15 protein-coding genes are annotated in these 12757 nt (G+C 68.0%); all 15 read left to right on the top strand.

The features are described from left to right. The first annotated feature begins 13 nt into the window (after positions 1–13). The 15 genes from ITJ69_RS00950 to rpsC all read left to right on the top strand — a co-directional run bounded on the left by ITJ69_RS00950 (position 14) and on the right by rpsC (position 12756). The gene (locus tag ITJ69_RS00950; protein ID WP_194671735.1) at positions 14–1225 is read left to right on the top strand and encodes a hypothetical protein; all 1212 of its coding nucleotides are present in this window, start codon (positions 14–16) and stop codon (positions 1223–1225) included. A 229-nt stretch (positions 1226–1454) separates the two neighbouring features. Then, entirely contained in the window at positions 1455–1823 is a 369-nt protein-coding gene (rpsL, locus tag ITJ69_RS00945; RefSeq protein WP_017885540.1) for a 30S ribosomal protein S12, read from the top strand. Between the two features lie 5 nt (positions 1824–1828). Then, complete coding sequence (rpsG, locus tag ITJ69_RS00940; RefSeq protein WP_055950927.1) at positions 1829–2299, top strand: 30S ribosomal protein S7; 471 nt, start codon at positions 1829–1831, stop codon at positions 2297–2299. Positions 2300–2386: 87 nt separating this feature from the next. Then, positions 2387–4504, top strand: a complete 2118-nt coding sequence (gene fusA / locus ITJ69_RS00935) for an elongation factor G (RefSeq protein WP_111083473.1) — start codon at positions 2387–2389, stop codon at positions 4502–4504. A 147-nt stretch (positions 4505–4651) separates the two neighbouring features. After that, entirely contained in the window at positions 4652–5839 is a 1188-nt protein-coding gene (tuf, locus tag ITJ69_RS00930) for an elongation factor Tu (RefSeq protein ID WP_123293136.1), read from the top strand. Positions 5840–6044: 205 nt separating this feature from the next. Further along, a complete protein-coding gene (locus ITJ69_RS00925; RefSeq protein WP_194671734.1) occupies positions 6045–7022 on the top strand; it encodes a DNA topoisomerase IB in 978 nt (325 codons plus the stop codon). A 79-nt stretch (positions 7023–7101) separates the two neighbouring features. Next, positions 7102–7929 carry a DarT ssDNA thymidine ADP-ribosyltransferase family protein gene (locus ITJ69_RS00920; RefSeq protein WP_159571794.1) on the top strand — a complete coding sequence of 276 codons (828 nt, stop codon included), beginning with the start codon at positions 7102–7104 and terminating at the stop codon, positions 7927–7929. Positions 7930–8439: 510 nt separating this feature from the next. Then, positions 8440–8748 carry a 30S ribosomal protein S10 gene (gene rpsJ / locus ITJ69_RS00915; protein WP_017885534.1) on the top strand — a complete coding sequence of 103 codons (309 nt, stop codon included), beginning with the start codon at positions 8440–8442 and terminating at the stop codon, positions 8746–8748. 12 nt (positions 8749–8760) lie between these two features. Then, positions 8761–9417 (top strand): 50S ribosomal protein L3, encoded by a 657-nt coding sequence (gene rplC, locus ITJ69_RS00910; RefSeq protein ID WP_027466731.1) that lies wholly within the window; start codon positions 8761–8763, stop codon positions 9415–9417. A gap of 2 nt (positions 9418–9419) precedes the next feature. Continuing rightward, positions 9420–10079, top strand: a complete 660-nt coding sequence (rplD, locus tag ITJ69_RS00905; RefSeq protein ID WP_111083469.1) for a 50S ribosomal protein L4 — start codon at positions 9420–9422, stop codon at positions 10077–10079. Next, positions 10076–10375 (top strand): 50S ribosomal protein L23, encoded by a 300-nt coding sequence (gene rplW / locus ITJ69_RS00900; RefSeq protein ID WP_111083468.1) that lies wholly within the window; start codon positions 10076–10078, stop codon positions 10373–10375. The genes rplD and rplW overlap by 4 nt, the downstream gene beginning before the upstream one ends. An 18-nt stretch (positions 10376–10393) precedes the next feature. Continuing rightward, positions 10394–11233, top strand: a complete 840-nt coding sequence (gene rplB, locus ITJ69_RS00895) for a 50S ribosomal protein L2 (protein ID WP_111083467.1) — start codon at positions 10394–10396, stop codon at positions 11231–11233. Positions 11234–11244: 11 nt separating this feature from the next. Continuing rightward, entirely contained in the window at positions 11245–11526 is a 282-nt protein-coding gene (rpsS, locus tag ITJ69_RS00890; RefSeq protein ID WP_017885529.1) for a 30S ribosomal protein S19, read from the top strand. 25 nt (positions 11527–11551) lie between these two features. Beyond that, positions 11552–11944 (top strand): 50S ribosomal protein L22, encoded by a 393-nt coding sequence (rplV, locus tag ITJ69_RS00885; protein ID WP_111083466.1) that lies wholly within the window; start codon positions 11552–11554, stop codon positions 11942–11944. Continuing rightward, the gene (rpsC, locus tag ITJ69_RS00880; protein WP_017885527.1) at positions 11944–12756 is read left to right on the top strand and encodes a 30S ribosomal protein S3; all 813 of its coding nucleotides are present in this window, start codon (positions 11944–11946) and stop codon (positions 12754–12756) included. Before rplV ends, rpsC begins: the two co-directional genes overlap by 1 nt. Position 12757: the final 1 nt, after the last annotated feature.

Raw genomic sequence — 12757 nt, 5'->3', positions numbered from 1 at the left:
CAACGGGGGAACGATGAGCGACGAGAACACGCCGGATCCGGACCAGCAGGACGGTTGGGGAGCCGTGCCGTCGGTGGCGTCGATCCGCGGGACGCAAGAGACGCCCGCGGCCGCGCAGAACGCGCAGGCCGGGTCGACGGCGCAGGTCGGCACGACCGCGCACGGCGCGCAGTACGCCCCGACCGCGTCGCGTGCACCGCGCCGAAAGCTCCGCCGCGGCCAGCTCATCGGGATCATCGCCGGCAGCACCGCCGTCGTGCTGTTGCTCGTCGCCGGTGTCGTCGGGTTCTCGGTCGGCTCCGCCACCCACTCGGCCGACCGCCCCGTGCGGGCGTTCCTCGACGACCTGACCGCGGGGAAGGTCACCGACGCCCTCGACGCAGCGGGCATCGACCGGACGAAGTCGGACGTGCTCCTGACCGACGCCGCGTACGCGAAGGCGACCGCGAAGGTCACCGGCTACCGCGTGGCCGCGACGCGCACGGACGGCGACACCGCCACCGTCCGCGCCTACCTGCGCCAGGCCGGCCGTGACGTCGCGGCGACCTTCGCGCTCGACAAGACCGGCACCGACTGGGGCGTGTTCCCGGTGTGGGAGCTGCAGGCGCCGGAGCTCGGCAGCGTCGACGTCAGCGTCCGGGGTCCGGCCGGCGCCTCGGTGCAGGTCGCGGGCACGTCGACGAAGACCCCGAAGGACGGCACGGTCGGTCTCCGCGCCCTCCCCGGCACCTACGCGGTCACGTACGACGGCGGCAAGTGGACCAAGGCCACTGGAGGCAGCGCCGTCGTGGGCGGGTTCGGTGGCAGTACCTCGACGCCGGTGCAGATGACCGCGACGCTCACGAACGCGGGCGACCAGGCGGCGAAGCGGGCCGTGGACGCCTGGGTGGACGGCTGCATCGCCTCGAACGACGCCGCGCCGGCCGGGTGCAGCTTCTACGCGTACGGCGAGAACCCGGCGTACACCTACACGAACGAGAAGTGGACGCTCGAGTCGCGGCCGACCGTCGCCGTCGGCAGCTGGACCACGAACGGCTGGCTCGTCTCCACCACCACCTTCGGCCGGGCCACCTTCACGGCGGACATCGCCGGCGCGGGCGGCACCGGGACGGCCACGGCCGGACCGCTCAACGTCAACGCGAGCGGGTACATCACGGGGTTCTCGAGCTCGGGTGCGACGTTCCGGTCGGCGGTCGGCAACGGGTCCTCGGACACCGGCTCATGACGGTGTCCGGCGTGGTGCCGGCCCGGATTGATTTCGTCCCGTTACGCGGGTAGTCTCTTCTGGGTGTGCGCCCTCGGGCGCGCCCGAAAAGTCCGGCGAGCGAGATCGCCCAGTCGGACCACTCCGTCCCCCCGCAGGTTCCTCCGCCGTCAGGCGGTCATCAGCGTGGGACGAGGAAGCCGGCGGATCGCGCCGGCCAGAGAGCACGAGCGAAGAACCAGGAGAACAGTTGCCTACTATTCAGCAGCTGGTTCGCAAGGGTCGTACGCCGAAGGTCACCAAGACCAAGGCGCCCGCCCTGAAGGCGAACCCCCAGCAGCGTGGTGTGTGCACCCGCGTCTACACCACCACCCCGAAGAAGCCGAACTCCGCACTGCGCAAGGTCGCTCGTGTGAAGCTCTCGAACGGCACCGAGGTCACGGCGTACATCCCCGGTGAGGGCCACAACCTCCAGGAGCACTCGATGGTGCTCGTCCGTGGCGGTCGTGTGAAGGACCTCCCCGGTGTGCGGTACAAGATCATCCGTGGCGCCCTGGACACCCAGGCCGTGAAGAACCGTAAGCAGGCTCGTAGCCGCTACGGCGCGAAGAAGGGTTGAGTTAGATGCCTCGTAAGGGTCCCGCCCCCAAGCGTCCCGTCGTCGCCGACCCGGTCTACGGTGCGCCGATCGTCAGCCAGCTCGTCAACAAGATCCTGCTCGACGGCAAGAAGGGCCTCGCCGAGCGCATCGTCTACGGTGCACTCGAGGGCGTCACTGCCAAGAACCAGCAGGATGCTGTCGTCACGCTCAAGAAGGCGCTCGACAACGTCCGTCCGACCCTCGAGGTCCGCAGCCGCCGCGTCGGTGGCTCGACCTACCAGGTCCCGGTCGAGGTCAAGCCGCACCGCGCGAACACCCTCGCGCTCCGCTGGCTGACCTCGTACGCCAAGGCCCGTCGCGAGAAGACGATGACCGAGCGTCTCATGAACGAGATCCTCGACGCGTCGAACGGTCTCGGTGCCGCGGTCAAGCGCCGCGAGGACACGCACAAGATGGCCGAGTCGAACAAGGCCTTCGCCCACTACCGCTGGTAGTCCCGGCACCGTCCGGGCACCGGTGGTCAAGAACCCCGGCGCCCGGACGGCCGCCAACCTCTCCTACAACTCTTCCGGAGGAACCCTGTGGCACAGGACGTGCTCACCGACCTGAACAAGGTCCGCAACATCGGCATCATGGCGCACATCGATGCCGGCAAGACCACGACGACCGAGCGCATCCTGTTCTACACGGGCATCACGCACAAGATCGGTGAGGTCCACGACGGCGCTGCCACGATGGACTGGATGGCGCAGGAGCAGGAGCGCGGCATCACGATCACGTCGGCCGCGACGACCTGCTTCTGGGACAACAACCAGATCAACATCATCGACACCCCCGGTCACGTGGACTTCACGGTCGAGGTGGAGCGTTCGCTCCGCGTCCTCGACGGTGCGGTTGCCGTCTTCGACGGCAAGGAGGGCGTCGAGCCCCAGTCCGAGACCGTGTGGCGTCAGGCTGACAAGTACAACGTCCCGCGCATCTGCTTCGTCAACAAGATGGACAAGCTCGGCGCGGACTTCTACTACACCGTCGACACGATCATCAACCGCCTCGGTGCGGAGCCCCTCGTGCTCCAGCTGCCGATCGGTTCGGAGAGCTCGTTCGAAGGCGTCGTCGACCTCGTCCAGATGCGTGCACTCACCTGGCGCGGCGACGCCAAGGGTGACGTCGCGATGGGTGCGAAGTACGAGATCGAAGAGATCCCGGCCGACCTGCAGGACCGCGCCGCCGAGTACCGCGAGAAGCTCATCGAGCGCGTGGCCGAGGCGGACGACGTCCTCATGGAGCGTTACCTCGAGGGCGACACCGACTTCTCGGTCGACGAGATCAAGGCCGCGATCCGCGCCCTCACCGTGAGCAGCACGCTCTACCCGGTGCTGTGCGGTTCCGCGTTCAAGAACCGCGGTGTCCAGCCGATGCTCGACGCCGTCATCGACTACCTCCCGTCCCCGCTCGACGTGCCGCCGATGATCGGCCACGACGTCAAGGACGAGGAGAAGGAGATCATCCGCAAGCCCGACGCGTCGGAGCCGTTCTCGGCTCTCGCGTTCAAGGTCGCGGTGCACCCCTTCTTCGGTCGCCTCACCTACGTCCGCGTGTACTCCGGCTCGATCGAGTCCGGCGCACAGGTCATCAACTCGACCAAGGGCAAGAAGGAGCGCATCGGGAAGATCTTCCAGATGCACTCCAACAAGGAGAACCCGGTCGCCAACGTGACCGCTGGCCACATCTACGCGGTCATCGGCCTCAAGGACACCACCACCGGTGACACCCTGTGCGACCCGACCAACCAGGTCGTCCTCGAGTCGATGACGTTCCCGGAGCCGGTCATCGAGGTCGCGATCGAGCCGAACACGAAGGCTGACCAGGAGAAGCTCTCCACGGCCATCCAGAAGCTCGCCGAAGAGGACCCGACGTTCCGCGTCGAGCTCAACGCCGAGACCGGTCAGACGACGATCAAGGGCATGGGCGAGCTCCACCTCGACATCCTCGTCGACCGCATGAAGCGCGAGTTCCACGTCGAGGCGAGCGTCGGCAAGCCCCAGGTGGCCTACCGCGAGACGCTCACCAAGATCGTCGAGCGCTACGACTACACCCACAAGAAGCAGACCGGTGGTTCCGGTCAGTTCGCGAAGGTGCAGATCGCGCTCGAGCCGATGGAGGTCACGAGCGAGAAGGTCTACGAGTTCGTCAACGCGACCTCCGGTGGCCGTGTCCCGCGCGAGTACATCCCCTCGGTCGACGCCGGTATCCAGGACGCCATGCAGGTCGGCATCCTCGCGGGCTACCCGACCGTCGGCGTGAAGGCCATCCTCAAGGACGGCGCGGCGCACGACGTCGACTCGTCCGAGATGGCGTTCAAGATCGCCGGTTCCATCGCCTACAAGGAAGCGGCCCGCAAGGCCGGTCCCGCGATCCTCGAGCCGATCATGGCCGTCGAGGTCCGTACTCCTGAGGAGTACATGGGCGACGTCATCGGTGACCTGAACTCCCGTCGTGGCCAGATCGCCTCGATGGAGGACGCCTCGGGCGTCAAGGTGGTCCGCGCGAGCGTGCCGCTGTCCGAGATGTTCGGCTACGTCGGCGACCTGCGGTCGAAGACCTCTGGTCGTGCGGTCTACTCGATGACCTTCGAGACCTACAGCCAGGTCCCGGCCAAGGTCGCCGAGGAGATCATCGCGAAGAACGCGGGGGAGTAGCGCTCAGCGCTTCTCCACAGGCGGGGGTGCCCGGCGACGGGCCCCTCGCCACCAAGTAAAGTACAGACACACACCGCGCATCAACGGTCGCGAGCCCATCCAGGGCCGGCCGGGGATGACGCTTCCGAGTCCTGAGGAGGACCCACAGTGGCCAAGGCCAAGTTCGAGCGCACCAAGCCGCACGTCAACATCGGAACCATCGGTCACGTCGACCACGGCAAGACCACGCTCACGGCGGCGATCACCAAGGTTCTGCACGACCAGTACCCGGACCTCAACGAGGCCCGTGACTTCGCGCAGATCGACAACGCTCCCGAGGAGCGCCAGCGCGGCATCACGATCAACATCTCGCACGTCGAGTACCAGACCGAGAAGCGTCACTACGCGCACGTCGACGCCCCCGGTCACGCCGACTACGTGAAGAACATGATCACGGGTGCGGCGCAGATGGACGGCGCGATCCTCGTGGTCGCCGCCACCGACGGCCCGATGCCCCAGACGCGTGAGCACGTGCTGCTCGCCCGCCAGGTCGGCGTCCCCTACATCGTCGTCGCGCTGAACAAGTCCGACATGGTGGACGACGAGGAGATCCTGGAGCTCGTCGAGCTCGAGGTCCGCGAGCTCCTCGGCTCGCAGCAGTTCGACGAGGACGCCCCCGTCGTGCAGGTCTCGGCGCTCAAGGCGCTCGAGGGCGACGAGAAGTGGGTCAAGTCGGTCCAGGAGCTCATGGCCCAGGTCGACGAGCACGTGCCGGACCCGGTGCGCGCCACCGACCAGCCCTTCCTGATGCCGATCGAGGACGTCTTCACGATCACCGGTCGTGGAACGGTCGTCACCGGTCGTGTCGAGCGTGGAACGCTCAACCTGAACGCCGAGGTCGAGATCGTCGGCATCCGCGCGACGCAGAAGACCACGGTCACGGGCATCGAGATGTTCCGCAAGCTGCTCGACCAGGCGGTCGCCGGTGACAACACCGGTCTGCTCATCCGTGGCCTCAAGCGCGAGGACGTGGAGCGCGGCCAGGTCGTCGTGAAGCCGGGTTCGGTCACGCCGCACACCGAGTTCCAGGCGAACTCCTACATCCTGACCAAGGAAGAGGGCGGGCGTCACAACCCGTTCTACGCGAACTACCGTCCGCAGTTCTACTTCCGCACCACGGACGTCACCGGCGTCATCACGCTGCCCGAGGGCACCGAGATGGTCATGCCCGGTGACACCGTCGCCATGACCGTCGAGCTGATCCAGCCGATCGCCATGGAAGAGGGCCTCCGCTTCGCCATCCGTGAGGGTGGTCGTACGGTCGGCGCCGGTACGGTCGAGAAGATCCTCAAGTAACTCCGGTTACCTGCCGCAGCGGGGTCGAGCCTTCGGGCTCGGCCCCGCTGTGTCGTTGCCCCGGTCGACATGGCAGCGCTCGGAGCCACTGTCGGCCGCTCACGGCCCTGGCGGGCGGCGGACGGGAGGCCCGGGGTGCGCCCGCCACGACGGCGTCCGTCCGCCCCGTACGGCGTCCCAGGCACCGGGGAGTTGGCTCGGCCGGGTGACTCGTCTGCGCCGTTCCACGACCTCCGGTCGTGGCTACCACCGTGTCCGGAGTGGCCGCGGCTTCTCGTACCGCGACCCCGACGGTGCGACCGTCACCGATGCCGGGGTGCGTCAGCGGCTCGAGGACCTCGTCATCCCGCCGGCGTGGGACGACGTCTGGATCTCGCCGTACGAGAACGGGCACGTCCTCGCGACCGGCATCGACGGAGCCGGACGCCGCCAGTACATGTACCACCCGTCGTGGCGCGAACGGATGGACCGGATCAAGTACGACCGGGCGCTCGCCCTCGCGGAGTCGCTGCCGGTCGCACGGCGCGGGGTCACGCAGGACCTCCGACGACCGGAACCCGATCGCCGCCGAGCGCTGGCCGCAGCGTTCCGGATGCTCGACCAGGGATCGCTGCGGGTCGGTTCGGAGCGGTACGCCAGCGAGCACGGCAGCCGCGGACTGTCGACCCTGCTGTGCGCGCACGCCCACGTCTCCGGTGACGACATCGAGCTCGACTTCCCCGGCAAGAGCGGGCAGGAGTGGTCGTCGTCGATCCACGACGCCGACCTCGCGACCGTGATCGCCGGCATGAAGCGCCGCGGGCCGAACGCCCGACTGCTGTCGTTCCGCGAACGCCGCGGTGACGAGTGGGAGCCGTTGTCCGCCGAGGACATCAACGCCTACGTCAAGGAGCGTGCGGGTGACGACTTCACGGCGAAGGACTTCCGCACCCTGCACGGCACGGTGGCCGCGGCCGTCGACCTGGCGCAGACCGGTCCGCTGTCGTCGCAGGCGAAGCGGAAGCGTGCGGTGTCCCATGCCGTGGAGGCCGCGAGCGACGAGCTCGGCAACACCCCGACGGTGTGCCGGCAGAGCTACATCGACCCGCGGCTGCTCGACGCCTACGAGCACGGCGAGACCATCGATCCGGCCCGGATCCACGCCGCCGAGTCCGAGGTCCGGGCACTGCTCTACCGACAATGACCCCCGGAGCGTCCGGATGACGTAGCGTTGGTCGACGTGCCGGACCACCCCACACGGCACGGAAGGACCCACAACAGTCGTGACTGACGAGTGCATCCACGGTTTCCCCACCGAGCTCTGCGACATCTGCGCGCCCCGGCAGCGTGAGGAGTCGGCGATCCCAGCCGCTCCGGCGCCACGGCGGACCCGCATCACCACCAACCTGCGCGTCGACCCGCCGGCCTCCGGCCCCGGGACGTCGCTGCGTTCACCGACGTCGCTCCGGTCGTCGTCGGCCGACCTGCCCGAGGCTCGGGTGTTCGCGTCGCTGCGTGCGCACCACGTGACCCACATCGACAACCTCGACGGCATCGTCGGGTCCGGCGCCATCCTGGCGGCCGACCAGGCGGAGCCCGCCGTCGACGTCAGCAGCCCCGAGACCCGGGGCGCACGCGCCGAGGCCGAAGCGCCCGACGGCAGCACCATCGCGAGCCACGTGCCCTTCACCCTGTCGCCGGATGCCGTCCGGTGGGACGAACTCCGCACCGGCGCCGTCGGGGAGCGGTGGTCCGACGCCGCCCGACGCACGCGCGCGGTGGACTACGTCGTGCTCGTCGTCCCGGTCTCGGCGTTCGGTGACTCGGTGGTCGTCGCCGACCAGGACGCCGACGCCGACGACGTCCGGTTCGCCGTCGGCCCCGACGCCGGGACGAACCTGATCCGCCGCACCGACTTCTCCGACCCCGAGATGCTCGGACTCGAGCTCCTCGCGGGGCCGAGCGTGCCGTTCTCGTCCGTCGCGGTGATCGGTGTCCCGAACGACAAGGCCCGTCAGACAGTCCGTGCGGTGCTCGCCGACCACGGCGGCCACGCGCCGCGCGTGGCGGTCTTCCCGCCGTGGTTCGTCCCCCCGGTGACGGCCGAGTAACCGTCTCCACGAGCGCCCTCCGGACCATGTCCGGAGGGCGCTCCGCGTTGCGGCGGCGACCCGTGCCTCCAGGCCGTCCGATCCGCGTGGATCCGGGGAAGTGAGCCGGTGTCGACACGCCCGGCACATCGCGACACGCCCGGGTTGCACGTGGGCTCGGGACATGCGAGACTTGTCCGGTTCCGAATTCCCCGCGGGTGCGAGTCCGCAGGATCACTGCTCTGGCAGTGCACAACCCCCCTGTTCAGCAGGGCTGGGTTGGGCCGCAGGCAGCAGAACACGACTCCCCGAGGTCATGACGGACGCGACACTGTTGCGCCCGGAGTGCGAGGAAGTCGATTGCCCACGCTGGACGGCCAAGGTCGCCCGCGCGGTTGACAGGTGAACAGCGGTCATCCCCAGCGGATGCGGCCGGTTGGTTCAGGAAAACAGCACGGTCTGCAGCAATGCGGAGCCGAGCGGCGTCAGGCGGCCTGCGGGTGCGCGGCGCAGAGAGAGGACAAGAGACACATGGCGGGACAGAAGATCCGCATCCGGCTCAAGTCGTATGACCACGAGGTCATCGACACGTCGGCCCGGAAGATCGTCGACACGGTGACCCGTGCCGGTGCAACCGTGGTCGGCCCGGTGCCACTCCCCACCGAGAAGAACGTGATCGCAGTGATCCGTTCTCCTCACAAGTACAAGGACTCGCGCGAGCACTTCGAGAAGCGCACGCACAAGCGGGTCATCGACATCGTCGACCCGACGCCGAAGGCCGTTGACTCGCTCATGCGACTCGACCTGCCTGCAGACGTCAACATCGAGATCAAGCTGTAAGGGGGCTGACCAATGGCGAACTCAACCAAGACCGTCAAGGGCCTCCTCGGCAAGAAGCTCGGGATGACCCAGGTGTGGGACGAGAACAACAAGTTCATCCCCGTCACCGTGATCGAGGTCGGCCCGAACGTGGTCACCCAGATCCGCAACGCTGAGCGCGACGGCTACGAGGCGATCCAGATCGCCGCCGGTGCCATCGACCCGCGCAAGGTCAACAAGCCGGCCGCTGGCCACTTCGAGGCCGCTGGCGTGACCCCGCGTCGCACCCTCACCGAGATCCGGACCAACGACTCCGCTGAGTACACGCTCGGCCAGGAGCTCACCGTGGACGGCACGTTCACGGCGGGCCAGAAGGTCGACGTCGTCGGTACCTCCAAGGGCAAGGGCTTCGCCGGTGTCATGAAGCGCCACGGCTTCCACGGCGTCGGCGCCTCGCACGGTGCACACCGCAACCACCGCAAGCCCGGCTCGATCGGTGCTTCCTCGACCCCGTCACGTGTCTTCAAGGGCATGCGCATGGCCGGTCGTATGGGTGGCGACCGCGTGACCGTCCTCAACCTCACGGTGCACGCCGTCGACGCCGAGAAGGGTCTGCTGCTCGTCAAGGGCGCCGTCCCCGGTGCTCGTGGCCGCTCCGTCTTCGTCCGCACCGCCGTGAAGGGTAAGTGATCATGGCCACCACGACCGCAACCACGATCGACGTCCTCGACGCATCGGGTGTCAAGTCCGGCACCGTCGAGCTGCCCGCAGCTCTCTTCGACGTCGAGACCAACGTCCCGCTGATCCACCAGGTCGTCACCGCGCAGCTCGCAGCCGCGCGTCAGGGCACCCACAAGACCAAGAACCGCGGCGAAGTCCGCGGTGCCGGTCGCAAGCCGTTCAAGCAGAAGGGCACCGGCCGCGCCCGTCAGGGTTCCGTCCGTGCTCCCGAGCACACCGGTGGTGGCGTCGTCCACGGACCGACCCCCCGCGACTACTCGCAGCGCACCCCCAAGAAGATGATCGCCGCAGCGCTGCTCGGCTCGCTCTCGGACCGCGCCCGCGGTGGCCGCATCTCGGCTGTCGACGGCTTCGTCGAGGCCGACGTGCCGTCGACCAAGGTCGCTCGCACGCTCCTCGAGAAGGTCGCGCCCGTCAAGCACGTGCTGATCGTGCTCGAGTCGAACGACGAGCTGACGCTCAAGTCGATCCGCAACCTGCCGAACGTCCACGCGCTCTCGTACGGCCAGCTGAACGCCTACGACGTCCTCAAGTCGGACGCCGTCGTCTTCAGCAAGAGCGCCCTCGACGCCTTCATCGCGTCGAAGACCGCGAAGGAGATCACCGCATGAGCGGCTTCAACAAGGACCCGCGCGACGTCATCATCTCGCCGGTCGTCTCGGAGAAGAGCTACGCGCTCATCGACCAGGGCAAGTACACGTTCATCGTGGACCCCCGTTCGAACAAGACCGAGATCAAGCTCGCCATCGAGAAGATCTTCGAGGTCAAGGTCGCGAGCATCAACACGCTGAACCGCCCGGGCAAGACCCGTCGCACCAAGTTCGGTCTCGGCAAGCGCAAGGACACCAAGCGCGCCATCGTGACGCTCAAGTCCGGTTCGATCGACATCTTCACGGCTGTCGGCTGAGGACCAGAGGGATAAATCATGGCTATTCGTAACTACAAGCCGACGACCCCCGGTCGTCGCGGCTCGTCGGTCGCCGACTTCGCTGAGATCACCCGTTCGACTCCGGAGAAGTCCCTGCTTCGTCCGCTGCCGAAGACCGGTGGTCGCAACAGCTCCGGCCGCATCACCACGCGTCACATCGGTGGTGGCCACAAGCGCCAGTACCGCGTGATCGACTTCCGTCGCTCCGACAAGGACGGCGTGGACGCCAAGGTCGCTCACATCGAGTACGACCCCAACCGCACTGCGCGCATCGCGCTCCTGCACTACGTGGACGGCACGAAGCGGTACATCATCGCGCCGAACAAGCTCAAGCAGGGCGACGTCATCGAGCAGGGCCCCGGCGCCGACATCAAGCCCGGCAACAACCTGCCGCTGCGCAACATCCCCGTGGGTACCGTCGTGCACGCCATCGAGCTCCGCCCCGGTGGCGGCGCGAAGATGGCCCGCTCGGCTGGCGCTTCGGTCCGTCTCGTCGCCAAGGACGGCCCCTACGCGCAGCTCCGTCTGCCGTCGGGCGAGGTCCGCAACGTCGACGCACGCTGCCGCGCCACGATCGGCGAGGTCGGCAACGCCGAGCAGTCGAACATCAACTGGGGCAAGGCCGGCCGCATGCGCTGGAAGGGCGTCCGCCCGACCGTGCGTGGTGTCGCGATGAACCCGGTCGACCACCCCCACGGTGGTGGCGAGGGCAAGACCTCCGGTGGTCGTCACCCGGTCAGCCCCTGGGGCCAGGCCGAGGGTCGCACGCGCAAGCCGAACAAGCCGAGCGACAAGCTCATCGTCCGTCGCCGTAACGCCGGCAAGAAGCGCAAGTAGGAGTTCAGAAGATGCCACGCAGTCTGAAGAAGGGCCCCTTCGTCGACGAGCACCTGCTCCGCAAGGTCGTCACGCAGAACGAGGCCAACACCAAGAACGTGATCCGTACCTGGTCGCGACGGTCGATGATCGTCCCGAACATGCTCGGTCACACCATCGCGGTGCACGACGGCCGCAAGCACATCCCGGTGTTCGTCACCGAGTCGATGGTCGGTCACAAGCTCGGCGAGTTCGCGCCGACCCGCACCTTCCGTGGTCACGTGAAGGACGACAAGAAGGGCCGTCGCCGCTAACGCGGGGACGCAGAGGAGGAACGAAATGGTGGAGTCGATCGCACGCGTGCGACACATCCGCGTCACGCCTCAGAAGGCCCGTCGCGTCATCGAGCTGATCCGCGGCAAGCAGGCCCACGAGGCGCTCGCCATCCTGAAGTTCGCCCCCCAGGGCGCTTCGGAGCCCGTGTACAAGCTGGTCGCCTCGGCGATCGCGAACGCCCGGGTGAAGGCTGACTCGACGAACAGCTTCCTCGACGAGCGCGACCTCTACGTGAGCCGCGTCTTCGTCGACGAGGGAACGACCCTGAAGCGGTTCCAGCCGCGCGCCCAGGGCCGGGCCTTCCGCATCAACAAGCGCACCAGCCACATCACGGTCGTCCTCGCGACGCCGGAAGAGGCCGAGGCTGCCGCGACGAGCAAGAAGGCGAGCAACTAATGGGCCAGAAGGTCAACCCGTACGGCTTCCGTCTCGGGATCACGACGGACCACGTCTCGCACTGGTTCACCGACAGCAAGAAGGCCGGTCAGCGCTACGCCGACTACGTGGCCGAGGACATCAAGGTGCGCGAGTACCTGAAGAAGACCCTCGACCGCGCCGGTGTTGCTCGCATCGAGCTCGAGCGCACCCGTGACCGTGTCCGCGTGGACATCCACACGGCGCGTCCGGGCATCGTCATCGGCCGCCGCGGCGCCGAGGCGGAGCGCGTTCGCGGTGAGCTCGAGAAGCTCACCAAGAAGCAGATCCAGCTGAACATCCTCGAGGTCAAGAACCCCGAGACCGAGGCCCAGCTCGTCGCGCAGGGCATCGCCGAGCAGCTCTCCGCTCGTGTCGCGTTCCGTCGCGCCATGCGCAAGGGCCTGCAGGGTGCACAGCGCGCCGGCGCCAAGGGTGTCCGCATCCAGGTGTCGGGCCGTCTCGGCGGCGCCGAGATGTCCCGTTCGGAGTTCTACCGCGAAGGCCGTGTGCCGCTGCACACCCTCCGCGCGAACATCGACTACGGCTTCTACGAGGCCCGGACCACGTTCGGCCGCATCGGCGTGAAGGTCTGGATCTACAAGGGCGACATCACGAACAAGGAGCTCGCTCGCGAGCAGGCGAACCAGCGTTCGTCGCGCCCCGAGCGTCGTGGCGGCCCGCGCGGTGAGCGTGGCGACCGTGGCGGCGACCGTCGTGGCGGCGACCGCGGTGACCGCCGCCCGCAGCAGGCCCCGCAGGACGCGCCGGCCGGCGCAGGAGTTGAGGCGTAAC

This window comes from Curtobacterium sp. VKM Ac-2887, from assembly GCF_015350935.1.
Lineage (GTDB): Bacteria > Actinomycetota > Actinomycetes > Actinomycetales > Microbacteriaceae > Curtobacterium.
The sequence above is the reverse complement of the archived record's forward strand: the minus strand, read 5'-3'. Positions and strand labels throughout refer to the sequence as shown.